This is a genomic window from Streptomyces xanthophaeus, assembly GCF_030440515.1.
Lineage (GTDB): Bacteria > Actinomycetota > Actinomycetes > Streptomycetales > Streptomycetaceae > Streptomyces > Streptomyces kutzneri.
Genome location: NZ_CP076543.1, coordinates 4,729,706 through 4,751,665 on the forward strand (window position 1 = coordinate 4,729,706; position 21,960 = coordinate 4,751,665).

The 21,960-nt window shown below is 72.6% G+C and carries 23 protein-coding genes; 10 read left to right on the forward strand and 13 right to left on the reverse strand.

Going from position 1 to position 21,960, the window contains the following annotated elements:
• Positions 1-248: 248 nt before the first annotated feature.
• From KO717_RS21005 to KO717_RS21020, 4 genes are all read left to right on the forward strand, one after another.
• Entirely contained in the window at positions 249-1,814 is a 1,566-nt protein-coding gene (locus tag KO717_RS21005; RefSeq protein ID WP_301370217.1) for an APC family permease, read from the forward strand.
• A 144-nt stretch (positions 1,815-1,958) separates the two neighbouring features.
• Complete coding sequence (locus tag KO717_RS21010; RefSeq protein WP_301370219.1) at positions 1,959-2,246, forward strand: hypothetical protein; 288 nt, start codon at positions 1,959-1,961, stop codon at positions 2,244-2,246.
• Positions 2,247-2,335: 89 nt separating this feature from the next.
• Complete coding sequence (locus KO717_RS21015) at positions 2,336-3,130, forward strand: DUF4239 domain-containing protein (protein ID WP_301370220.1); 795 nt, start codon at positions 2,336-2,338, stop codon at positions 3,128-3,130.
• A 122-nt stretch (positions 3,131-3,252) separates the two neighbouring features.
• On the forward strand, positions 3,253-3,696 hold the full coding sequence (locus tag KO717_RS21020; protein ID WP_301370222.1) for a hypothetical protein: 444 nt from the start codon (positions 3,253-3,255) through the stop codon (positions 3,694-3,696).
• On the opposite strand, the gene KO717_RS21025 is transcribed toward KO717_RS21020, so the two are convergent.
• Genes KO717_RS21025 through KO717_RS21035 form a run of 3 tightly spaced genes read right to left on the reverse strand, consistent with a single transcriptional unit; the run spans position 3,654 to position 6,112 of the window.
• Positions 3,654-4,445: an ABC transporter permease gene (locus KO717_RS21025; RefSeq protein ID WP_301370224.1), complete on the reverse strand. Its 792-nt coding sequence runs from the start codon at positions 4,443-4,445 to the stop codon at positions 3,654-3,656. The genes KO717_RS21020 and KO717_RS21025 overlap by 43 nt on opposite strands.
• The gene (locus KO717_RS21030) at positions 4,442-5,407 is read right to left on the reverse strand and encodes an ATP-binding cassette domain-containing protein (RefSeq protein ID WP_301370225.1); all 966 of its coding nucleotides are present in this window, start codon (positions 5,405-5,407) and stop codon (positions 4,442-4,444) included. The genes KO717_RS21025 and KO717_RS21030 overlap by 4 nt, the downstream gene beginning before the upstream one ends.
• 33 nt (positions 5,408-5,440) lie before the next feature.
• Positions 5,441-6,112 (reverse strand): DUF4097 family beta strand repeat-containing protein, encoded by a 672-nt coding sequence (locus KO717_RS21035; RefSeq protein WP_301370227.1) that lies wholly within the window; start codon positions 6,110-6,112, stop codon positions 5,441-5,443.
• A gap of 245 nt (positions 6,113-6,357) precedes the next feature.
• On the opposite strand from KO717_RS21035, the gene KO717_RS37495 reads away from it, so the two are divergent.
• On the forward strand, positions 6,358-7,104 hold the full coding sequence (locus tag KO717_RS37495; RefSeq protein ID WP_437184538.1) for a helix-turn-helix domain-containing protein: 747 nt from the start codon (positions 6,358-6,360) through the stop codon (positions 7,102-7,104).
• A gap of 13 nt (positions 7,105-7,117) precedes the next feature.
• Here KO717_RS37495 and KO717_RS21050 read toward each other — a convergent pair whose 3' ends face one another.
• Positions 7,118-7,483, reverse strand: a complete 366-nt coding sequence (locus tag KO717_RS21050; RefSeq protein WP_301370228.1) for a MerR family transcriptional regulator — start codon at positions 7,481-7,483, stop codon at positions 7,118-7,120.
• Between the two features lie 53 nt (positions 7,484-7,536).
• Here KO717_RS21050 and KO717_RS21055 point away from each other — a divergent pair, with 53 nt between their 5' ends.
• Positions 7,537-8,670 (forward strand): alkene reductase, encoded by a 1,134-nt coding sequence (locus tag KO717_RS21055; RefSeq protein WP_301370230.1) that lies wholly within the window; start codon positions 7,537-7,539, stop codon positions 8,668-8,670.
• Here the strand turns inward: KO717_RS21055 and KO717_RS21060 are convergent.
• The 4 genes from KO717_RS21060 to KO717_RS21075 form a co-directional block, all read right to left on the reverse strand.
• Entirely contained in the window at positions 8,649-9,065 is a 417-nt protein-coding gene (locus KO717_RS21060) for a VOC family protein (protein ID WP_301370231.1), read from the reverse strand. The two genes, KO717_RS21055 and KO717_RS21060, sit on opposite strands and share 22 nt — an antisense overlap.
• A gap of 126 nt (positions 9,066-9,191) precedes the next feature.
• Positions 9,192-9,434, reverse strand: a complete 243-nt coding sequence (locus tag KO717_RS21065; protein WP_301370232.1) for a hypothetical protein — start codon at positions 9,432-9,434, stop codon at positions 9,192-9,194.
• Positions 9,435-9,832: 398 nt separating this feature from the next.
• Entirely contained in the window at positions 9,833-10,693 is an 861-nt protein-coding gene (locus KO717_RS21070) for a TIGR03619 family F420-dependent LLM class oxidoreductase (RefSeq protein WP_301370234.1), read from the reverse strand.
• An 89-nt stretch (positions 10,694-10,782) separates the two neighbouring features.
• Positions 10,783-12,162 (reverse strand): ADP-ribosylglycohydrolase family protein, encoded by a 1,380-nt coding sequence (locus KO717_RS21075; RefSeq protein ID WP_301370236.1) that lies wholly within the window; start codon positions 12,160-12,162, stop codon positions 10,783-10,785.
• Between the two features lie 286 nt (positions 12,163-12,448).
• Here KO717_RS21075 and KO717_RS21080 point away from each other — a divergent pair, with 286 nt between their 5' ends.
• Positions 12,449-13,513, forward strand: coding sequence for a tyrosine-protein phosphatase (locus KO717_RS21080; protein ID WP_301370238.1), 1,065 nt, complete (start codon positions 12,449-12,451; stop codon positions 13,511-13,513).
• Positions 13,514-13,601: 88 nt separating this feature from the next.
• Here KO717_RS21080 and KO717_RS21085 read toward each other — a convergent pair whose 3' ends face one another.
• The 4 genes from KO717_RS21085 to KO717_RS21100 form a co-directional block, all read right to left on the reverse strand.
• Positions 13,602-16,178: a bifunctional FO biosynthesis protein CofGH gene (locus KO717_RS21085; RefSeq protein WP_301370240.1), complete on the reverse strand. Its 2,577-nt coding sequence runs from the start codon at positions 16,176-16,178 to the stop codon at positions 13,602-13,604.
• A gap of 51 nt (positions 16,179-16,229) precedes the next feature.
• Positions 16,230-17,012, reverse strand: a complete 783-nt coding sequence (locus tag KO717_RS21090; protein ID WP_301370242.1) for an SDR family oxidoreductase — start codon at positions 17,010-17,012, stop codon at positions 16,230-16,232.
• Positions 17,013-17,166: 154 nt separating this feature from the next.
• Complete coding sequence (locus KO717_RS21095) at positions 17,167-17,691, reverse strand: hypothetical protein (protein ID WP_301370244.1); 525 nt, start codon at positions 17,689-17,691, stop codon at positions 17,167-17,169.
• Between the two features lie 30 nt (positions 17,692-17,721).
• Positions 17,722-18,201 carry a hypothetical protein gene (locus tag KO717_RS21100; protein WP_301370246.1) on the reverse strand — a complete coding sequence of 160 codons (480 nt, stop codon included), beginning with the start codon at positions 18,199-18,201 and terminating at the stop codon, positions 17,722-17,724.
• 260 nt (positions 18,202-18,461) lie between these two features.
• Between KO717_RS21100 and KO717_RS21105 the strand changes: the two genes are divergently transcribed.
• The 3 genes from KO717_RS21105 (at position 18,462) to KO717_RS21115 (ending at position 20,674) form a co-directional block, all read left to right on the forward strand.
• Entirely contained in the window at positions 18,462-19,796 is a 1,335-nt protein-coding gene (locus tag KO717_RS21105) for a diacylglycerol/lipid kinase family protein (protein WP_301370247.1), read from the forward strand.
• Between the two features lie 84 nt (positions 19,797-19,880).
• A complete protein-coding gene (locus KO717_RS21110) occupies positions 19,881-20,123 on the forward strand; it encodes an amphi-Trp domain-containing protein (protein ID WP_266595443.1) in 243 nt (80 codons plus the stop codon).
• Entirely contained in the window at positions 20,120-20,674 is a 555-nt protein-coding gene (locus KO717_RS21115; protein ID WP_437184648.1) for a hypothetical protein, read from the forward strand. The genes KO717_RS21110 and KO717_RS21115 overlap by 4 nt, the downstream gene beginning before the upstream one ends.
• On the opposite strand, the gene KO717_RS21120 is transcribed toward KO717_RS21115, so the two are convergent.
• The gene (locus tag KO717_RS21120) at positions 20,652-21,944 is read right to left on the reverse strand and encodes a PLP-dependent aminotransferase family protein (protein WP_437184539.1); all 1,293 of its coding nucleotides are present in this window, start codon (positions 21,942-21,944) and stop codon (positions 20,652-20,654) included. The genes KO717_RS21115 and KO717_RS21120 overlap by 23 nt on opposite strands.
• Between the last annotated feature and the right edge of the window lie 16 nt (positions 21,945-21,960).

The window sequence follows — 21,960 nt, forward strand, 5'->3', positions numbered from 1 at the left end:
TGTTACCACCGGTCATCGCAAAGTCACGACGGAAACTTTGAAAATACGCAAAACGGACATGGCTGCGGTTTCCGCATGCCGAAAGAGTCTCGGTCGAGCCTGCCGAAGCACGGGCTCACGCCAAAGTGAACCTTGTATTAAGCGCTTGTGAATGGCCTCCGTCTCAGGATTCGAAGGCGTTCGGAGGCGTTGACTTCCGGACTCGGATCATCCAGATGTGGAATACGCACCATCTAACGTCCTGACTCATGACTCAGCTGGACGTTCGGCCTCGGGCCGGAGACACGGTAAGCGGCGTCGCCGAGGGCGACGTTCGCGGCAAGGGCCTCGGCAAGGGGTCCGTCGGACTGGTCGGCAGCGCCGTCATCGGCATCTCGACCGTCGCCCCGGTCTACTGCCTGACCTCGACCCTCGGCTCCACCGCCGGTGAGGTCGGCATGCAGATGCCCGCGATCTTCCTCGCCGGCTTCCTCCCCATGCTCCTGGTCGCCTTCGCCTACCGCGAGCTCAACAAGGCCATGCCGGACTGCGGCACCTCCTTCACCTGGACCGTCAAGGCCTTCGGCCCGCGGATCGGCTGGATGTGCGGCTGGGGCCTGGTGATCGCCACGATCATCGTGCTCTCCAACCTCGCGGGCGTCGCCACCTCGTACTTCTGGCTGCTGGCCGGCGAGATCACGAACAATCCGTCGATCGCCGCCCTGGACGACGACAAGCTCGTCCACATCGTCACCTGCCTCACGCTGATCGCCGTCGCGACCGCCATCAGCTACCGCGGCATGACCGCCACCAAGGGCGTCCAGTACGCCCTGGTCGGCCTCCAGCTCGTCGTGCTCGCCATCTTCGTCGCCATGGCCTTCCAGAAGGCCTCCGCCGGCACCTTCGACACCGGCCTGGACTTCTCCTGGTCCTGGATGAACCCCTTCGCGGTCGAGTCCATGGCGGCCTTCACCGCCGGACTCTCGCTCTCGATCTTCATGTACTGGGGCTGGGACGCGTGCCTGGCCACCAACGAGGAGACCACCGGCTCGACGAAGACCCCCGGCCGCGCCTCGCTCATCGCGATGATCGTCCTGGTCGGCTCGTACCTGGCCACCGGCGTCGCCGCCCAGATGGCCGTCGGCTCCGGCGGCGAGGGCCTCGGCCTCGCCAACGAGGAGACCTCGGGCAACGTCTTCGCCGCCCTCGCCGGCCCCGTCATGGGCCCTGTCCTCGGCATCCTGCTCTTCGTGGCCGTCCTGGCCTCCGCCGCGGCCTCCCTGCAGACCACCTTCATCCCGGTGGCCCGCACGGTCCTCGCCATGTCGACGTACGAGGCCCTGCCGCCCTCCTACGCGAAGGTCCACCCGCGCTTCAAGACCCCCGGCCGCGCCACCGTCATGGCGGGCGTCGCGACCGGCGTCTTCTACACGGTCATGACCCTGGTCAGCGAGAACGTCCTCACCGACACGATCTTCGCGCTCGGCCTGATGATCTGCTTCTACTACTCGCTGACGGCCTTCGCCTGCGTCTGGTACTTCCGCGGCGAGCTGCGCCGCTCCGCCCGCGACCTGTTCTTCAAGGGCGTCTTCCCGATCCTGGGCGGCCTGCTGCTGGCAGCGGTCTTCTTCAAGACCCTCTACGACGCCTGGGACCCGTCCTACGGCTCCGGCTCCACGCTCCCCGGCCTCGACGTCGGCAACGTCTTCGTCATCGGCGTCGGCCTGCTGGCCCTCGGCCTGGTGATCATGTTCGTCACCGAGCGCCGCAGCCCGGCCTTCTTCCGCGGCGAGGTCCTGACGAAGTCCACCCCGGCCCTGGTGGTCGAGGACTGACCACCCCCGCCCCACCCGCTGAGTCATGCCCCACGGCCCCGGATCGATTCCCCCGATCCGGGGCCGCGGGCGTTCACGGGCGTTCGCGGGCGCCGATCCGCCCGGCACGGTGACCCGGGGTGCGGCGGGGTCGTTGGACGGGGCATGAACGCCTTGAAGCGCACCCTTGCCGCCCTGGTCGTCTCCGGCGGGGCCCTCGCCCTCACCTCCGTCGCCGCGCACGCCGACGAGGCGCCCGACCAGGCGCCCCCGGTCGTCGACCGGGTCGTGGACATCGTCGACCACCCGACAAAGGCCGTACAGGACACCAAGACCGCGGTGGGCGTGACCACCCAGGCGGCCGGATCCGCCGGCCAGGCCACGGACTCCTCCCTCAAGGGCACCGGCGCGGCCCTGACCGCCGGCCTCCCCAAGACCCCGAAGGTCGAGTGAGCTCAGCCCCCTGGACCCGGAAGCACGGGGACGAGCTCATCGGCGCCCAGGAGGCCGGGCTCCCGGGCGGCGGCGCTCGTTAGCAGGGCATGATCCTCTGGCTGCTCAACCACCTCAGCACCTTCGTCATCGCCGTCCTCCTGGTCGGCGGCCTGACCGGCCTCGCCGTGGCCGGGAGCGTGGCCGCCCGCCGCCGCTTCCCGCACCTGGCCCGGGGCGAACACAACGAGATGGTCGGTGTCGCGCTCGGTATGTTCGGTGCGATCTACGGCATCATCCTCGCGTTCGTCGTCGTCACCCTGTGGACGCAGCTGGAGAACACCCAGAACATCGTCGCCAGCGAGGCCACCGACCTGGCCCTCGTCGTCCGCAGCGCCGACGCCTTCCCGCCGGCCGACCGCGACCGGGTGCAGCGGGCGGTCGGCGCGTACACGCACGCCGTCGTCGAGGTGCAGTGGCCGCTGATGCGCGACGGGCGGCCGAGCTACGACGCGACCGGCGCGCAGACGCACGCCCTCTACGAGGCGCTCCTGGCCTACGAGCCCCAGGGCACCCGCGCCGAGACCTTCTACGCCGAAGCGGTCACCCGCCTCAACGACGTCGCGGCCCAGCGCCGGGCCCGCATCACGATGGCCGAGAGCTCGCTGCCGGTCCTGCTCCAGGTGCTGGTGTACGGGGGCGCGTTCGTGATCGTCCCGCTCACCTTCCTGTTCGGGCTGCGCAGCCTGAAGATGCAGCTGCTCTTCGTATCGGCCGTGGCCGGGCTGATCGGCTTCAGCCTGCTCCTGGTGGTGGCACTGGACCGCCCCTTCGCGGGGGACCTGAGCGTGACCCCGGAGCCCTACAAGGAGGCGGCTCTGGCCCAGTTCTGGGCTGTCGGCTGAGCGGTCCGCGGACTGTCAAGTCCCGAACTCCAGCGGCATGACGCGATCCGCTCCCTCGGGCTGACTGGAAGCACGGGCCCACCACCGCGCCCCGCACGCCCCGCCTCCCGAGGAGCACTCCCATGGCCGGCATCCCCACCCGCACCCGGACCCGCATCCGGCGCCTCGTCCAGCCCGTGGTCGTGGCTCTCCTGGCCGCGGCCGCCCTCGCAGCCGCGATCACCGGCCTGGTCGACGTGGCCCGCGGCGCCCCCGCCGCGCCGCGCACCCCGCACTCCTCCACCGCCCCGGCGTCCCACGACGGCGGCGGCTCCGGCCACCGCCTGTGGTCGGTGTTCAAGCACCTCTGGACGAGCGTCGGCATGGCCATGGACTCCCCGCACGTGGGCCACGCGGACCCGCCACCGGACGTCCGGGCGGCCGCCCGGAACGCCGACGGGCGGCGTACGCCGACCGTGGTGTCGGTGTACGCCGCCCAGGGGCGGGACGATGCTGCGGGAGGAGGCCCGCGCGCTCATACCGGTTACTTCGGGTCGCGGTTGAAGGAGGCCGCCGACCAGCGGTAGCCGAGCACCGCCAGGCCGAGGGACCAGGCGACCGCGAGCCAGCCGTTGTAGCCGATCTCGGTGCCGAGGAGCAGGCCGCGCAGGGTCTCGATGGCCGGCGTGAACGGCTGGTACTGGGCGATCGGCTGGAACCAGCCCGGCATCGCCTCGACCGGGGTGAACGCGCTGGAGATGAGGGGCAGCAGGATCAGCGGCATCGCGCTGTTGCTGGCGGCCTCGGCGTTCGGACTGGCCATGCCCATCCCGACGGCGATCCAGGTGAGCGCCAGGGCGAACAGCGCGATCAGCCCGAACGCGGCCAGCCACTCCAGGGCCGTGGCATCGGTGGACCGGAAGCCGATGGCGACGGCGACGGCGCCGACGAGGACCACGCTGGCGAGTGACTGCAGGACGCTGCCGACGACGTGGCCGACGAGCACGGAGCCGCGGTGGATCGCCATGGTGCGGAAGCGGGCGATGATGCCCTCGGACATGTCGGTGGAGACGGATACCGCGGCCCCGATGACGGTGCTGCCGATGGTCATCAGCAGGATGCCGGGGACGACGTACGCGATGTAGTCGGAGCGGTCGGCGGCGCCGCCGCCCATGCCGGCGCTCATCACGTCGCCGAAGATGTAGACGAAGAGCAGCAGCAGCATCACCGGGGTGAGCAGCAGGTTCAGCGTCAGCGACGGGTAGCGGCGGGCGTGCAGGAGGTTGCGGCGCAGCATCGTGGAGCAGTCGCGCACGGCGAGGGAGAGGGTGCTCATCGGACGTTCTCCTTGGACTGGTTGGGGATGACGGTGGCCGGGCCGGTGAGGGCGAAGAACACGTCGTCGAGGTCGGGGGTGTGCACGGTCAGTTCGTCCGCCTCGATGCCGGCGGCCTCCAGCCGGTCGAGGATCGTGCGCAGGTCGCGCTGGCTGCCGTCGCTGGGGATCTGCAGGGCCAGGGCCTCGTCGTCCCGGGTGACCTCGTGCAGGGCGAGGGCCGCGGACCGGTAGGCGGCCGGGTCGGTGAAGCGGAGCCGGACGTGCCCGCCGGGGACCAGCCGCTTCAGCTCGTCGGCGGTGCCTTCGGCGGCGATCCTGCCGTCGTTGAGGACGGCGATGCGGTCGGCGAGCTGGTCGGCCTCCTCCAGGTACTGGGTGGTGAGGAAGACGGTGACGCCGCCGGTGACGAGTTCGCGGATGATCTGCCACATGTTGTGGCGGCTGCGCGGGTCGAGGCCGGTGGTGGGCTCGTCGAGGAAGATGATCCGCGGGTCGCCGACCAGGGTCATCGCGATGTCGAGGCGGCGCTTCATGCCGCCGGAGTAGCTGGCGGCGGGCTTCTTGGCGGCCTCGACCAGGTCGAAGCGTTCCAGCAGTTCGCCGGCCACCCGCCGCCCTTCGCTGCGGGAGAGGTGGTGCAGGTCCGCCATCAGGAGCATGTTCTCCTCGCCGGTGATCAGGCCGTCGACGGCGGAGAACTGGCCGGTGACACCGATCGAGGCGCGCACGGCCTGCGGGTCGGCGGCCAGGTCGTGGCCGTTGATGTGGATGGCTCCGGTGCCCGGGTCCGCCCCGAGGAGGGTGGAGAGGATCTTGACGGCGGTGGTCTTGCCGGCGCCGTTCGGGCCGAGCAGGGAGAAGACCGTGCCGGCGGGGACCGCCAGGTCGATCCCGTCGAGAACGACCTTGTCGCCGTAGGACTTGCGCAGCCCGTTCGCCGCGATGGCCAGGTTGGTCATGGTGAGTGCTCCTTCGGGTGCGGTGACTGCGGGTCAGATGCTGCGGGCGGTGATGTCGCCGTAGGAGGTGGTGGCGCGGATGGTGAGGCCGGCGGCGGCGCCGTCGGTGTTGGTGAGGGCGTTGCTGATCCGGCCGTAGGCGGTGCCGGCGTCGAGGGTGGCGGAGATGCCGCGGGCGGCGCCGACGGTGATGTCGCCTGCCTGGGTGGACAGTTCGACGGTGCCGCGCTGGGCCTCGGCGATCTGCAGGTGGCCCTTCTGGGTGGTGATCTGCGCGGGGCCGCCCAGGCGTCCGACGGAGACGTCGCCGGCCATCAGGGTGAGGTGGGCGCTCGCGGTCTCGTCGAGCTTGACCGTGCCCTGGGCGGCCTCGAAGGTGACGTCGCCCAGGCGGCCGACGCCGCGGAACTCGGCGGCCGCGGTCTTCGCGTCGACGCGGGAGCCGGCCGGCAGCTGGACGGTGATCTCGACGGACCCGGAGTTGCCGAGGATCCGGTTCTTCGCCGGTGCGGCGGTGATCCGCAGGACGCCGTTCTTGTACTCGGCGGTGGTCTGCTCGGCGGCCTTCACGTCGCGGCCCTTGGAGGCGTCGGCGGGGAGGATCTCGACGATGGTGTCGGACCGGTCGGCGGCGATGAACCGGATGAGCCCGGCGGGGACGTCCAGGACGGCGGCGATCGGGGCGGCGGTGGCGAACTTCTGCACGGTGCTTCTCCTTCATCAGCGGCTGCGCCCTGTGCGCCCCGCGGTTTCTGATGAACGAAAAGCTACGTTGCGTTCGATGTTCTGGCAACGTCTTCGTTGCGCTGAAAATGCATCTATGCAGGTCAGCGATGGAATTTCATTGCAATGGTTTCGCGCTTAACGCAACACGCAGCATCGGGTTCGTTGCAATGAAATGGGAGTGAACGCTATAGTGGGGGACACCACGGACCACGAAGGAGACCGCGATGCCGGGCGGCAGGCTCAACCAGCAGGAACGTCAGCAGATCGCGCTGGGACTGGCGGACGACCTCGCCTACGCGGAGATCGCCAGGCGCCTCGACCGCCCGACCTCGACGATCTCGCGCGAGGTGATGCGCAACGGCGGCCCCAACGCCTACCGGGCCGACCTGGCCCACCGCGCCACCGAACGCCGAGCCCACCGGCGCAGCCAGGCCGGACCCCGGGGACCGGAGGCGATCCCGCAGGCCCACGGACGCGATCCGGAGGCGGTGCGCGAGTTCGAGGACGTGTTCACCGACGTCCTCATCCAGGCGGGCACGCCCAAGATGATGGCCCGGGTGATGTCCTGCCTCTACATCACGGACACGGGCAGCCTCACCGCGTCCGAACTCGTCCAGCGCCTCCAGGTCAGCCCGGCGTCCATCTCCAAGGCGATCACGTTCCTGGAGGGCCAGGGCCTCGTCCGCAGGGAACGCGACGAACGCCGCCGCGAGCGCTACTTCGTCGATGACGACGTCTGGTACCAGGCGACGATCGCCAGCGCCCGCGCCAACGCCCAGATCATAGAAACCGCACGCCAGGGCGTCAGCATCCTCGGCCCCGACACCCCGGCCGCCAACCGGCTGGAGAACATCGCCCGCTTCATGGACTTCGTCTCCGAAGGCATCACCCGCGCCGCGGAACAGGCGCGCGAGGTCCTCCACGCGAAGCCGGGCACGCCCGCGGCAACGCCCCCGGGTGACACCCCCTAGAGGGGCATGACGATCAGGCCGTGCGGCCCGCCGCGGCCTCGATCACCTCGTCCAGCACCTCGCGGGAGCGGATCAGATCGCCGATCATCCGGTCGATCCGCTCCCGCTCCGCGGCCAGTTCGGCCACCAGCGCCGGGGTGGCACGCACCGACGGGCCGCCGTCCTCGTCCCGCATGCAGGGCAGGATCTGCGCGATCTTCGCGCTGTGCAGGCCGGCCGCGTACAGCTCCTGGATCCGGATCACCCGGTCGACGGCCCGCTCGGGGAAGTCCCGGTGACCGCCGGGCGTCCGGTCCGAAGCGAGCAGGCCCTGCTGCTCGTAGTAGCGCAGCGAACGCTCACCGACCCCGGTGCGCGCCGCCAGTTCACCGATCCGCATGCCCCACCCCAGCTCTTGAACCTGACACCGGTGTCAGCTTTTACGGTACCGGCATGACGCAGACACAGCACGGTCCCGCCGCCTCCCGCCTCTTCGAACCCGCCCGCCTCGGCGGCCTGGAACTGCCCAGCTGCCTGGTGATGGCGCCGCTGACCCGCAACCGCGCCGGGGCCGACGGCGTCCCCGGCGAACTCATGGCCACGTACTACGCGCAGCGCGCCTCGGCCGGCCTGATCATCGCCGAGGCCAGCACCCCGAACGCCGCCGGGCAGACCTACCCGCACATCCCCGGCATCCACACCCCGGCGCAGATCGCCGGCTGGCGCCGGGTCACCCAGGCCGTGCGGGCCGCCGGTGGCGGGGAGATGTTCCTCCAGCTCCAGCACGGCGGCCGGGTCGGCCACCCCGAGACCAGCGGACACGTGCCGCTCGCCCCGTCCGCGGTGCCGTTCCCCGAGCAGCTGCACACCCCCGGCGGCCTCCGGGACGGCGTCGTACCGCACGCGATGACCGCCGAGGACATCCGGTCCACGGTGGCCGACTTCGCGAACGCGGCCCGCAACGCCGTCGAGGCGGGCTTCGCCGGGGTGGAGGTGCACTCCGCCAACGGCCACCTGCTGCACCAGTTCCTCGCGCGCAACACCAACCGCCGCACCGACGAGTGGGGCGGCTCCGCCCGGAACCGCATCCGGTTCACCGTCGAGGTCGTCCGGGCCGTCGCCGAAGCCATCGGGCCGGAGCGGGTCGGCGTACGCATCTCGCCCGGAGTGAACGTCAACGGGATCGAGGAGGGCGAAACCGAGGAGATCTACCCGGCCCTGGTCGAAGCCCTGGCCGACCTGGCGCCGGTCTACCTGCACCAGGTCCACGCCGACCCCGACCGGCCCGCCTTCGCGCAGATCCGCCGGGACTGGCCCGGCATCCTGATCGCCAACCCGGCGCTCTCCCGCGAGGAGGCCGCGGCCGACGGCGGCAAGCGGCGGGGCGAACGCCTCCTGTCCGAGGGTGCCGATCTCGTGGCACTGGGCCGGGGCTTCCTCGCCAACCCCGACTTCGTCGAGCGGCTGCGCACGGGCGCGCCGCTCAACGAGATCCGCCCGGAGTTCCTGATGCACGTACAGGGCGCGGAGGGCTACACCGACTACCCGGTCCTCGGACGGACGGCCTACGAGGACGCGGCGGCCTGACCCCAGGTGCGGGAGCAGAGCACCAGCCGGTAGCCGTCGGGGTCGGCGACGGTGACTCCCCACTCGTCCCAGTACGGGTTGTGGGCGGCGACGCGGGTCCCGCCGTGCTCGACCAGGCGCTGGACGAGGGCCTCGTCGGGGGCCTCGCCGAGATAGACCACGAACAGGTCGTCGACGGTGGGCGCGGGCAGGATCGGGTTCGAGGCGTCACGGGTGAGCTCGAAGTGCCAGCCGCCCCCGGCCGGTCCGACCATCAGCAGGTCGTGTTCCCCGGCCACGCTCTCGGCGCTCCGCCACTGCACCTGCAGCCCGAGCCCGTCGACGTAGAACCGCTCGGCGGCCGCCAGGTCGAGGGAGGGCCGGGCGACGCGGACATGCGTATGTGAATCGATCATGCTCGCCAGCGTACGAAACCCCGCCGGGGCGTGGGTGGTTCGGCCGCCTGCTGTGCGGCCGACCCCCCGGCCGACCCGCCGGCCGGGGGCCCCGTGTGACGGGCCCCGGCCGACGTGTGCCGGGCGTCAGGCGCCCAGGTGGGCAGCCTTGGCCCACTCCTTCTCGCCCTCGGTCTCGCAGTTGTCGGCGTACAGGGGGCCGATCTTCGCCGGGATGCCGGCGAAGGAGGAGCAGTGGGACGCGAAGGCCTTGTGGCCGCCGGAGAAGTAATCGATGTCGACGCCGTCGTTGGCCAGGGCCGCGCCGGCGCCGCCCAGCAGGATGCCGGCAGCCAGGACGGACGCCGTCAGGGCAGAGCGAATACGCATGACACTCTCCTAAGAAGTTCGATCGACGCGCCGGACAGACGGCACGCGACCGGCTCAACATCACGGAGAGTTCACGGGAAACGGTGTTTCACCCCAATGGCGGTCACCCTCTGTCATTCGGGCGTGCCGTGTGACGCGCCGCGCGGGGGTGCGGACACCCGGCCGGGAGGCTCCGCTCGAAGAGGCGCGGATCGGCTTCGGGTACGACTGTGTTCCTCGCGCGGGCCCGTGAGCCTTCCTCCGGCGCCGAGTCGGCCGCGTTCGCGGCGCCCTGAGCCGCAGGGCCGCCGGTCAGGGGCGCCAGCGGGGCGCCTCGTCGTCCGGGGTGTCGGGGCCGACGATCTCCTGGGCCTCCCGCAGGCCGGTGCCCTGGACGCGGCCGGCCGGCCCCGGCCGCGTCAGAGGTACTGGGCGAACTCGTCCAGGGTGCGCAGGACTTCCGGCTTCGCGGCCGAGGGGAGCTGCAGGACGACCTCCTCGATGCCGAGGTCGGCGTAGTGGCTCATCTTGCCGGGGGTGGGCCGGACGGCGTACGGGACCACGCGCAGGGCCTTCGGGTCGCGCCCGGCCGTCTCCCAGATCTGGCGCAGCACCGGGAGGGATTCGCCGAGGCCGCCGCCGCCGATGGGGAGCCAGCCGTCGGCGTGGTCGGCGATGGCGGCGAAGAGCTTGGGTCCGGCCGCGCCGCCGATCAGGGTGCGCGGGCCGTACAGGGGCACGCCGGGGCCGAGTTCGCGCGGGGCCTGGACGGGCTTCGGGTAGGCGGTGCTGGCCTGGACGGAGCAGTACTGGCCGACGTACGCGGTGGGCTCGGGGGACCACAGGGCGCGCATCAGCGCCATCCGGTCGCGGACCAGGTCGCGGCGGGTGCGCCACTCGACGCCGTGGTCGGCGGCCTCCTCGACGTTCCAGCCGTAGCCGATGCCGAGGGTGAAACGGCCGTGGGAGAGGTGGTCCAGGGTGGCGACCTGCTTGGCGAGGCCGATCGGGTCGTGCTGGGCGACCAGGGTGATGCCGGTGCCGAGGTGGAGCCGTTCGGTGACGGCGGCGGCCTGGCCGAGGGCGACGAAGGGGTCGAGGGTGCGCCCGTACATCTCGGGGAGTTCACCGCCCATGGGGGCTGCGGTCTCGCGGCTGACCGGGATGTGGGTGTGCTCCGGGAGGTAGAGGCCGGAGAAGCCGCGCTCTTCGAGGCTGTGGGCCAGCCGGACGGGGGAGATGGTGCGGTCGGTGAGGAAGATGGTCGTGGCGATCCGCATGTGTTCTGGCACCTCCGAGACGTGGGACCCGCCACGGTACGGGCTGGACCGGCGAATGTTGAGGGGGCGTCAGACGGCGGAGTCGCGGTTCAGCCGCGCGGGTAGCGGGCCAGCCAGCCCGGGGTGGAGGCGGTGGGGCTGTGCAGGCTCGGGCCCTGGGTCATCTCCAGGGCGAAGTCGTCGGCGAGTTCCAGCAGCGCGGCGCGGCCTTCGAGCTCGGCGAGCCAGGCGGCCGGGAGGGCCGTCTCGCCGTGCAGGGCGCCCAGCAGGGCCCCGCACAGGGCGCCGGCGGCGATGGAGTCGCCGCCGTGGTTGACGGCGAGGCGCAGGCCCTGCGCGACATCCTCGGCGACCAGGGCGCAGTAGACGGCGGCGGCGAGGGCGTCGGTGGCGTCGGTCCCGTCCTCCGCCTCGTCGGGGGCGAGGGCCGCGACGGCCTCGGGGCCGGGCGAGCCCTGGGTGACGGCGGCCAGGGCGCGCTGGAGTGCGTCCGTGACGGGCTGGTGCCCGGGGCGTGCGCCGAGCAGGCCGAGGGCCCGCTGGACGGCGGAGTCGAGGGAGTCGCCGCGGATCAGGCCGTGGACGATGACGGCGACGGCTCCGGCGGAGAGGGTGGCGGTGGGGTGGCCGTGGCTCTGCGCGGCGCATTCGACGGACAGCTGGAGGACGAGGGTGGGCTCCCAGCCGACCAGCAGCCCGAAGGGCGCCGAGCGGCAGGCGGCGGCCGCGTCGCGGGCGGCCGGGTTCTTCGGCTGGTCGAGGGTGCCGAGGACTTCGTCGGCGAAGCCGCTCAGGCAGGCGCGGTGCGGGGCGCGGCGGGCGTAGAGCCATTCCTCCTGCGCGAGCCAGCCGTTGTCCTTGCGGCGCTCGTCGGGGCCCCAGTCGTGCTGGGTGGCGGCCCAGCGCAGGTACGCGCGGTGGAGGTCGGTGGGCGGGTGCCAGGCGCCGGTGTCGCGGCGTACGTGGGCCCGGATCAGCCCGTCCACGGTGAAGAGGGTGAGCTGGGTGGCGGCGGTGACCCGGCCGCGGCGCCCGAAGGCGGGGGCCGGACCGGTCAGGCCGTCCGGGCCGTGGGCCTCGCGGAGGGCGGCGAGGGAGAGGCCGGCGGCGGGTGCACCGAGGGCGTCGCCCAGGGCGGAGCCGAGGAGGGCGCCGCGGACGCGGCTGCGGAAGTCCTGCTGCTCGACGCGGCCCCAGAGGCCGGTGGAGACGCCGCGGCCGAGCGTACGGTTCGCCCCGGCGGGGGCCGGTCCCGTGCCGCCGCCAGGGCTGGCGCCGCGGGGGCCGCCCGCCGGGCCGGCGGGGGCGGGGGCGTGCAGGGAGATGGCAGGGGCGCCGGCGGCCGGGTTCTCGCCCGGGCCGGGGGCGGCTGCCGCACCGGTGCCGGCGGCGGTGGCGGCTGCCGGGCCGTGGCCGCCCGGGACCGGGCCGGGGCCCGTCGCGGAGCCCGTGTCGTTCGTAGCGTTCACTGCGTCCATCCCCGGCACCGCCGCCCCCCGCTGACCAGTCCACTCGATGCCCGGCACCCTTACCCGTACCCGCCGCGCACGCGAACCCGCACTGTAGTGGACAGGATCGATCGAATCCGGAAGCGGTCGGCCACGGGGCGCGTAAGTGAGCGTAGATCGGCCAGAATCCGAACACTTCCGGCCGCGACCCGGCAGGTGGCACGTTTTGCCAGTTGCCTTCGAGTCGGTCGTTTTCGGTCACGCCTCGTTCATCGGACGTTCTCCGCAGCCGCCCAGCCTCGGAGCCATGAAGAAGGCTCTCCTCGCCGCGACCGTCGTCGCCTCCGCACTCGCCGCCTCCCTGGTCGCGGCCCCGCTCGCCTCCGCCACCGGCTGGGACCGGCACGACCGGACCGCCGTCCCGTTCACCGAAGCCACCGTCACCGCCGGAGCCGACGGCTCCTTCACTCTGCAGTGGAAGGCCCGCGGCACCGACCGGGTCGAGATCAAGGCGAACGGCAAGGTCGTCGCGAAGGGCGGGTCCCAGGGCCGCGCCGTGGTCACGGGCCTGCCCGCCGCCGACCGCCAGTGGTTCGACTTCAAGCCGGGCCGCGGCCAGGGCCTGCGACTCGCCGACCGCCTGATCAAGCTGGACGGCACCGCCAACTTCCGCGACGCCGGCGGCTACCGCACCAGCACCGGTCAGTGGGTCAAGATGGGCGAGATCTACCGCTCCGACGCCCTCGACAAGCTGACCGAGAACGACCTCGCCAAGCTCCAGCGCCTGCGCGTCAGGACGGTCTTCGACCTCCGCATGGAGGACGAGCGCACCAAGGCCGCCGACAAGGTGCCCACGGGCGCCACCTACGTCGTCGCCGACGTCTTCGCGGGCTCCGGCTCCTTCCGGACGATGCCCCGCACCCCCGACGAGGCCGTCAAGGCCATGGTCGACGCGGAGCGGGCGATGGTCTCCGGCACCGGCGGCAAGAAGGCGTACACCCAGGTCTTCGAAGGCATCGAGCGCGACCGCAGCCGCTCCGTCCTCTTCCACTGCACGGCCGGCAAGGACCGCACCGGCTGGGCGGGCGCCGCCCTGCTGACCGCCCTCGGCGTGCCCCGCGAGACCGTCGAGGCCGACTACCTGGCCAGCAACGACTACCGCAAGGCCGCCAACGACGCGATCCTCTCCCACCTGCCCGCCCAGCAGGCCGCCGTCTACAAGCCGCTGCTCGACGTGCGCCCCGAGTACCTGAACGCGGGCTACGACGAGGTCAAGGCGAAGTACGGCTCCTTCGACCGCTACCTCAAGGACGGGCTCGGCATCGACGCCCGCGAGCTGAAGGAGCTGAAGAAGGACCTCCTGGTCGGCTGATCCGGCACTGCACCGGAGAGGGAAGGGGATCCCGGCCGGGTGGCCGGGATCCCCTTCCCCGGTGGGTCCGTGGCAAGTCCCCCGGCACTCAGTCCAGTACGGGGAGCAGCTCGGGCAGGTGCCCGTCCGAGGCGCGGGCCGCCTCCTGCCGCTCCTGCGGCACCTCCCCGTACAGCGTCGTACGGGCCTTCGCGGGCCGCCCGGCCGCCTCGGCCACGGCGATCAGGTCCTGCACCGACTTGTACGAGCCGTAACTCGACCCGGCCATGCGCGAGATGGTCTCCTCCATCAGCGTCCCGCCCAGGTCGTTCGCCCCGGACCGGAGCATCTCGGCCGCGCCGTCCGACCCCAGCTTCACCCAACTCGTCTGGATGTTGGGGATGTGCGGGTGCAGCAGGATCCGGGCCATCGCCGTCACCGCGCGGTTGTCACGGACGGTGGGACCCGGCCGCGCGATGCCCGCCAGGTACACGGGCGCGTTGGTGTGGATGAAGGGGAGCGTGACGAACTCCGTGAAACCACCGGTCTGCTGTTGGATGCGCGACAGCGTGCGGAAGTGGCCGAGCCAGTGCCGCGGCTGGTCCACGTGCCCGTACATCATCGTGGACGAGGAGCGGATCCCGAGCTCGTGCGCGGTGGTGACGACGTCGATCCAGTCCGCCGTCGGCAGCTTGCCCTTGGTCAGCACCCAGCGGACCTCGTCGTCCAGGATCTCCGCCGCCGTACCCGGGATCGAATCCAGGCCCGCCTCCTTGGCCGCCGTCAGCCAGTCCCGTACGGACATCCCGGTGCGGGTGGCCCCGTTGACCACCTCCATCGGCGAGAAGGCGTGCACGTGCATGCCGGGGACCCGCTGCTTCACCGCGCGCGCGATGTCGAAGTAGGCCGTCCCGGGCAGGTCCGGGTGGATGCCGCCCTGCATGCACACCTCGACCGCGCCCACGTCCCAGGCCTGGGCGGCCCGGTCGGCGACCTGGTCGAGGGAGAGGGTGTAGGCGTCGGCGTCCGTGCGGCGCTGGGCGAAGGCGCAGAAGCGGCAGCCGGTGTAGCAGACGTTGGTGAAATTGATGTTCCGCGTGACGATGTAGGTGACCTCGTCGCCCACGACCGACCTGCGCAGGTCGTCGGCGATGCGGCACAGCGCGTCGAGGGCCGGGCCGTCCGCGTGGAGCAGCGCCAGCGCCTGCGCGTCGCTCAGCTTCGTCGGATCGTCGGCGGCCTGCGCGAGGGCGCCCCGTACGTCGGTGTCGATGCGCTCGGCCACCATCCCGGGCGCGGCCGCCTCCCGCAGCGCCTCCCAGTCCCCGTACACGTCGTCGAAGTCGTCGCGCCGGTCGCCGGTGCGGCCCTCGGTGTCGATGGTGGCGTGCAGGTCCGTGCGCCCGTACGCGGCGAAGCCCTCGTCCGGCTCCTGCCACGGCCGGCCCTCGACGGGCGCGCCCTCGTCGGCCAGCCCGGTCTCCGGATCGGCCAGCGCCCGGACGTGCGGCAGCAGCCGGGGGTCCAGCCAGGGCTCGCCGCGCTGCAGGAACTCCGGATAGATGGTGAGGCGTTCGCGCAGCTCGAAGCCGGCGGCGGCGGTCCGCCCGGCCAGCTCCTCGATGTGCGGCCAGGGACGCTCGGGGTTGACGTGGTCGGGGGTCAGCGGGGAGACCCCGCCCCAGTCGTCGATGCCGGCGCCGATGAGCAGCGCGTACTCGGCGTCCACCAGGTTCGGCGGGGCCTGGATGCGTGCGCTCGGTCCCAGGATGTGCCGGGCGACGGCGATGGCGGCGGCCAGCTCCTCCAGCTCCGCGTCCGGCATGCCGCGCATGGCGGTGTCCGGCTTGGCGCGGAAGTTCTGGACGATGACCTCCTGGATGCCGTGGTAGGCGCGCTGGATCCGGCGGAGCTCGAAGAACGCGTCGGCGCGCTCCTCGTAGGACTCGCCGATGCCGATGAGGACGCCGGTGGTGAAGGGGACGTTGGAGCGGCCCGCGTCCTCCAGCACCCGCAGCCGCACGGCCGGGTCCTTGTCGGGGGAGCCGTGGTGGGGGCCGCCCGGCTCGGACCACAGACGGGTGGCGGTGGTCTCCAGCATCATGCCCATGCTGGGCGCGACCGGCTTGAGCCGCTGGAGGTCGGACCAGGACATGACGCCGGGGTTGAGGTGCGGCAGCAGGCCGGTCTCCTCCAGGACCCGGATCGCCATGGCGCGCACGTAGGCGAGGGTGTCGTCGTAGCCGTGCGCGTCGAGCCACTCGCGGGCCTCGGGCCAACGGTCCTCGGGGCGGTCGCCGAGGGTGAAGAGGGCTTCCTTGCAGCCCATCGCCGCGCCCTGGCGGGCGATGTCGAGGACCTCGTCGGGGGAGAGGTACATCCCGTGGCCGCTCTTGCGCAGCTTTCCGGGGACGGTGACGAAGGTGCAGTAGTGGCACCTGTCGCGGCAGAGGCGGGTGAGGGGGATGAAGACCTTGCGGGAGTAGGTGATGACACCGGGGCGCCCGGCGGCGGCGAGCCCGGCGTCCCTCACCCGTGCGGCGGAGGCGGCGAGGTCCCTCAGGTCCTCGCCGCGCGCCTGGAGGAGTACGGCCGCCTCGGTCGCGTCGAGCGCGACGCCGTCGCGGGCCCGCCGGAGCGCGCGGCGCATCGCGTTTTCGGTCGGAGCGTCACTCGGAGTGGTCATGGGCCGAGCATACGATCCGACGTTCCGGCGATGGGGCGGCTGGGGAGTGGCTCATCTCATCAGCTCACCCGCGTTGACCAGCAGCGACTGGCCGGTTATCGCCCGGGCCCGGTCGGAGGCGAAGAACACGGCGGCATCCGCCACGTCCCCGTCGGTGGCGAGATCGGGCAGCGCCATGCGCTCCGTGAGGCGGGCGTGCACCTCTGCCTCCGGAACGCCTTCCGTATGGGCGGTGAAGGTGACGAAGGCCTGCACGGGCGGTCCCCACATCCAGCCGGGCAGCACGGTGTTGACGCGGATCCGGTGCGGGCCGAGCTCGCGGGCCATGGAGTACATGGCGGAGGTCAGCGCCCCCTTGGAGGCGGCGTAGGCGGCCTGCTGCACCTCGTTGGGCGCGGCCACGGCGGACTGCGTCCCGATGACCACGACCGACCCGCCGCGCTCCTTGAGGCCGGGCAGGCAGGCGCGGGTCATTCTCAGGGTCCCCAGCAGGTTCACGTCGATGATCTGCTGCCAGGTCCCGAAGTCGGCGTCCTGCAGCCCCCCGAAGTACGAGTCCCAGGCGGCGACGTGCACGACGCCGTCGAGCCGGCCGAAGCGCGTGAGCGCGAGCGCGGCGAGGGCCTCGCACTGCGCCTCGTCGGTGATGTCGGTCGGCAGGTACGCGGTGTGCGTGCCGTCGGGGTCGATCTCGGCGGCGGATTTGGCGAGATTCGACTCGGTCCGCGCCCCGAGCACGGCGTTCCCACCGTCCCGCACGACGGCGGCGGCCACCTGATGCCCGAGCCCGGCCCCGACCCCGGAGACGATGACGGTCTTCCCTCGCAGCAGCATGACGGACCTCCGGGCACGGCGAATCTGACGGGGCGTCAGGCTACGGCGCGGGCGCGGCGGTGTGAAGGGGTGCGGAACCGAAGAGTGGCGTAGGCGGAGGTGCAGGCATAGGCGTAGGCCGCCGCCGATCCGCGGCCGCACGGGTCCACCACACTCACCGACCTCGAACGCTCCAGGGCGGCTCGCCCGTGCCCGTGCGCCGGAGCCTGAGAATGGATTCGGTTTCGAACGCTTCCAGGTCGGCGGCATAGGGGAGAACGCCCGGGTGGGCGCCGCAGAAGGTGACGTTCGCCGTGAGGTGGTCGTCGTTCAGGCCGCCGTAGGAGAGGGAGATGTAGGCGGAGATCTCCACGGCGGAGCCGAGCGCGTCCGCACGCAGGAGAGCGGTGCCCGCGTACGCCACGCAGCGCCGCAGCAGCCTCGACTCCCGCTCCTCCCCGGAGGCCGGAAGGTCGTGGTCCGTCATGCCGCGGCCGTTGACGGTGTACTCCTCGTGCACCACGTCCGAGAACGGTCCCGGTGGAGCGGACTTCAGCGCCGACAGGACGTGCGCGCCGCCGGCGGTGACCTCCCAGCCGCCTTCCACGACCCGAAGGAACCCCGGAGGCACTTCGTCCGGGGTGATGCACTCCGTGTCGACCCGGCCCAGCAGGCGGGCCATCGAGCGGTTCATTTCCATGCGGCATCCTCCCCCAGGGCGCCTCGGCGGTCAGCCGCGCCCGGCGAGCAGCGCCCGCACGTGCGCGCTGCCGCCGCGGTACAGACGACCGGCCAGCACCTCCCCGGCCGGCCCCTGGGCCCGGTGCGCCGCGGCGACGGCATGGGCCATGGCACGCCCCGACGGGGCGGCGCGCAGGATCTGCAGGACGAGCTCCACGGCCAGATCCTCGTCCACGACGACAACCGAGTTGGCGAGATCGACGAGCTGGGTCGCCACGTCGAACCGGCACGGAACCCCGGCCGTGAGAGCCTCCAGGCCCCGGCGGATGACGTCACGGATGTCGGGAAGACAGGCCCGCACCACATCCTCGTCCAGGTGGTCCCCGAGCTTCTCCTCGAAGTACTCGCGGTCGGCCATCCGGATCAGCGACCGGAAGGTCTCCACCCGGAGCGCCGAGGACCCCTTCTCCCCGGCGAGCTCCTGACTGTCCGCCGCGGCCGCGGAGAGGTGTCCGTAGCTGCTGTCCACGGAGAACTTGCGGTCGATGAGCAGGTCGTACCAGGGCGCCGTCCGCGGCTTAGGCGGGTCTTCCGGCGGAGGGTGACCCGGCCGAGGGCGTCGTGTTCGTAGCGGATCGAGCCGGCGCGGGTGATGCGGGTGCCGGTGTACGCGCTGGGTGGTGTTGCCCCGCCTGCGTCGCGTCGACGGTCGATCCTCCTCGGGGGATGATCGGAGAGGACCTCACCCTCGTGGTGACGATCCACGGCACGAGGCGAGGACGTGAGGGCATGGCACTCCCGCATTCTTCCGGCGCGCCCCGGCGGGCCCGGCTGTGGGCCCTGCTGGCGTTGGTCTGCGCGGTGCTCGCGGCGGTGACGCTGGTGGCCGAGGGCATCGTCGGCGGGCTGGTCGTCCTCGTCGTCGGGCTGGCCGGGGCGGCGCTCACGGCCATGGGGACCTGGTGGGTGGTGTCCCACCGCGGGGCCGTACGGCTGGTCGGCACCCTGCTGGTGGTGGGCGCGCCCGTGGCCATCCTGCTCATCTACGCCCGGGCGGACCTGTGGCCCACGGCGCTGCTCGCCATCGCGCTGTGGGCGGCCGCCGTGGCCTGTGCGCGGACCGCGCTGCGCGCCGCGCGACGGCCCGACGGCATGCGGGCCGTCGCACGGGCCGCCCCCCGCAACCCGGTGCTGATCATGAACCCGAAGTCCGGCGGCGGGAAGGTCGGCCGCTTCGGCCTGGTCGAGAAGGGGGAGGCGCTCGGCGCCCGGGTGGTGCTGCTGGACCCGGCGGTCGTGACGGACGTCGCCGCCCTCGCCCGGCAGGCGGTGGCCGACGGAGCGGACCTGCTCGGGGTGGCGGGCGGCGACGGCACCCAGGCCCGGGTGGCCGAGGTGGCGGCCGAGCACGACCTGCCGTTCCTCGTGATCTCCGCGGGAACCCGGAACCACTTCGCCATGGACCTCGGGCTGGACCGCGAGGACCCGGCCCGGTGCCTGGACGCGCTGGCCGACGGGGAGGAGCTCAGGGTCGACCTGGGGGTCGTGGGCGGCCAGGCGTTCGTCAACACGGCCTCCTTCGGCGTCTACGCGGAGATCGTGCAGCGCCCGGAGTACCGGGACGCCAAGGCGGACTCGGCACTGGCCGCGCTGCCCGACCTCCTCCTCGGATACGCCGGCACCACCCTCGACGCGGTGACCGACGAGAAACGGCTGGAGGCCCAGCAGGCGCTGCTCGTCAGCAACAACCCCTACACGTCCTCCGAACCGATGGGCGCCCGCAGGTCCCGCCTTGACCGCGGAGAACTGGGTGTCCTCGGCATCCGGGTGAACAACGCCGCCCAGGCGGCCGAGGTCGCGCTGCGCGGCGCGAGGGCGGCGGGCCTGCACGTGCTCACCTCCCGCCAGGTCGTGATCGGATCGGCCGCGGGACGCATCGCCGTCGCCGTCGACGGCGAGGCACTGACCATGCCCACACCCGTGACCTGCTCCATCCGCCCCGGCGCACTGCGCGTCCTGGTGCCCAGGCTCCGCCCCGGGGCCCCGGTGACCGCCCCGCCCATGCAGTGGAGCGAGGTCCTCGCCCTGGCCTTCGACCGGCCGGTGGCGGGTTCGGCCGGCTGAGGCCCGGGATGCCCGGGATGCCCGACCTCCTGTGCGGCGTCACAATGAGCCGTACCGCGTGTTCGCAGCGGATTGGAGACGTCCGTGAAGGACCTCAAGTTTGAGCAGAAGAGTTCCCTTTCCCGCCTCGAGGTCGCCGATCAGCTGTCCGCGCTCGCGGAGGCGCTGCGCCACGGCGGCAATGCCGAACTGGAACTCGGCCCCGGGAAGATGAGCCTGCGCGTCCCCGACGAGCTCCGCACCGAGATCGAGGTCGAGATCGGCGACGGGGAGATCGAGATGGAGATCGAACTCAAGTGGCCCACCGCGCAGGCCGGGGCCGCGTGACGGCGCCCCCGGAAGGCGGCGGACCGGAGGCCGTCCCGGAGCCGGATCCGGAGCCGGAGCGGGAGCCGGAGCCGGAGCGGGAGGCCGGCCACGAGGACTACAGCGGCGCCGTCTACGGTTCCCTGCTCGCCGCCTCCGTGGTGGTCGGAGCCGGGACGCTCGGCAAGTTCCCGAGGCTGGAACTCGTCGCACTGCTCCTCGGCACCGGCGTGGTGTTCTGGGCCGCGCACGTCTTCTCCCGCCTCTTCGGGGCCCGCATGGTGCGCCGGCTGAGCTGGGGCGTGATCCGCAGTACGTCCAAGGAGGAGCGCCCGATCATCAAGGCGGCCGTCCCCCCGGCCGTCGCGGCGGGCATCGCCCCGCTGTTCGGCCTGGGCGCCACGGGCATCGCATGGCTGGCCCTGGCCGTCGCGCTGATCGGACAGGTCGGCTGGGCCACCCTCGCCGCCAGCCGCGCCGGAGCCTCGCGCCGGCTGATGTTCCTGGCCGGCGCGATCAACCTCTTCCTCGGGCTCCTCATCGTGCTGCTCAAGGTCGCCCTCCAGCACTGAAGCCGTTCCCCGGCTGCTTCCCGCCGTACTCCGCCAGTGCCGCGGCCAGCCGGGCGACGCCCTCGGTGATCTCGGACGGTGTGTGCGTCGTGAAGTTCAGGCGCAGGGTACGGGGGTCCGGGTCGGTGGCGTGGAAGGGGGCGCCCGGGACGAAGGCGACGCCGTGGGCGACGGCCGTCCGGAGGAGGTCCGTCGCGTCGTGGCCCTCCGGCAGCCGGGCCCAGAGGAACATGCCGCCCGCGGGCAGGTTCCACGCGCAGTCGGCCGGCAGGGTCCGGCTCAGGGCGCTCTGCAGGGCGTCGCGGCGCTCGCGGTAGGCCGTCCGGACCGTGGCCATGTGCGCGTCGAGGTCCACCGCCGCGAGGTAGTGCGCCGCTGCCAGCTGGTCGACCGTGGAGGTGTGGAGGTCCGCCGCCTGCTTCGCGACCACCGCGGCCCGGCGCAGCGCGGCCGGGGCCCGGAGCCAGCCCAGCCGTAGCCCGGGAGCCATGACCTTCGAGAAGCTGCCGAGCAGGGCCGTACGGTCCTCCGCCCCCGGGTACGCGGCCAGCCACGGGACGTCGGAGCCCTCGTAGCGGAGTTCCCCGTACGGGTCGTCCTCGACCAGCCACAGCCCGAGCCGGGCCGCGGTCCGCGCGATCGCAGCCCGGCGGGCGGCCGGGAGGGTGCGTCCCGTCGGGTTCTGGAAGGTGGGGACGGTGTACAGCAGCTTCGGCCGCTCGCGCGCCACGACGTCCGCCAGCGCGTCCGGGAGGATGCCCTCGGCGTCGCAGGGCACGGCCACCACCCGGGCGCCGGCCAGCCGGAAGCACTGGAGCGCCGCGAGGTAGGTGGGGTTCTCGACCAGCACCACGTCGCCGGGTTCGACCAGGGTGGCGGTGACGAGGGTGAGGGCCTGCTGGGAGCCCGAGGTGACGAGTATGTCGTCCGGGCCGGTCGGCAGCCCGCGCGCGGTCGCCCGGGCGGCGACGGCCTCGCGGAGTTCCGGGGCGCCCTCGGTGGTCGAGTACTGGAGCGCGCGCCGCGCGGACACCGCGAAGGCGGCGTCGTACGCGGCCCGCAGGCCCTCGGTGTCGAAGAGTTCGGGCGCGGGGAGGCCGCCGGCGAGGGAGATGATCCCAGGGCGTTCGGTGAGCGCGAGGATCTCGCGTACGGGGGACCCCTCCACGGAGGCGGCACGGGCGGCGAACGCGGGCGGCGGCGCGGCGGCAGTGGCGGTCGCGGCAGCGGACACGGCGGCGGACACGGTGGCAGGCACGGTGGCAGGCACGGGCAGCTCCTTCAGG

Coding starts and splice junctions, on each gene's coding strand:
- KO717_RS21005 (WP_301370217.1), top strand. CDS start 249: ATGACTCAGCTGGACGTTCGGCCTCGGGCCGGAGACACGGTAAGCGGC.
- KO717_RS21025 (WP_301370224.1), bottom strand. CDS start 4,445: ATGAGCACCCTCTCCCTCGCCGTGCGCGACTGCTCCACGATGCTGCGC.
- KO717_RS21105 (WP_301370247.1), top strand. CDS start 18,462: ATGGCACTCCCGCATTCTTCCGGCGCGCCCCGGCGGGCCCGGCTGTGG.
- KO717_RS21020 (WP_301370222.1), top strand. CDS start 3,253: ATGGCCGGCATCCCCACCCGCACCCGGACCCGCATCCGGCGCCTCGTC.
- KO717_RS21085 (WP_301370240.1), bottom strand. CDS start 16,178: ATGACCACTCCGAGTGACGCTCCGACCGAAAACGCGATGCGCCGCGCG.
- KO717_RS21050 (WP_301370228.1), bottom strand. CDS start 7,483: ATGCGGATCGGTGAACTGGCGGCGCGCACCGGGGTCGGTGAGCGTTCG.
- KO717_RS21095 (WP_301370244.1), bottom strand. CDS start 17,691: ATGGAAATGAACCGCTCGATGGCCCGCCTGCTGGGCCGGGTCGACACG.
- KO717_RS21010 (WP_301370219.1), top strand. CDS start 1,959: ATGAACGCCTTGAAGCGCACCCTTGCCGCCCTGGTCGTCTCCGGCGGG.
- KO717_RS21080 (WP_301370238.1), top strand. CDS start 12,449: ATGAAGAAGGCTCTCCTCGCCGCGACCGTCGTCGCCTCCGCACTCGCC.
- KO717_RS21055 (WP_301370230.1), top strand. CDS start 7,537: ATGACGCAGACACAGCACGGTCCCGCCGCCTCCCGCCTCTTCGAACCC.
- KO717_RS21030 (WP_301370225.1), bottom strand. CDS start 5,407: ATGACCAACCTGGCCATCGCGGCGAACGGGCTGCGCAAGTCCTACGGC.
- KO717_RS21065 (WP_301370232.1), bottom strand. CDS start 9,434: ATGCGTATTCGCTCTGCCCTGACGGCGTCCGTCCTGGCTGCCGGCATC.
- KO717_RS21070 (WP_301370234.1), bottom strand. CDS start 10,693: ATGCGGATCGCCACGACCATCTTCCTCACCGACCGCACCATCTCCCCC.
- KO717_RS21090 (WP_301370242.1), bottom strand. CDS start 17,012: ATGCTGCTGCGAGGGAAGACCGTCATCGTCTCCGGGGTCGGGGCCGGG.
- KO717_RS37495 (WP_437184538.1), top strand. CDS start 6,358: ATGCCGGGCGGCAGGCTCAACCAGCAGGAACGTCAGCAGATCGCGCTG.
- KO717_RS21015 (WP_301370220.1), top strand. CDS start 2,336: ATGATCCTCTGGCTGCTCAACCACCTCAGCACCTTCGTCATCGCCGTC.
- KO717_RS21060 (WP_301370231.1), bottom strand. CDS start 9,065: ATGATCGATTCACATACGCATGTCCGCGTCGCCCGGCCCTCCCTCGAC.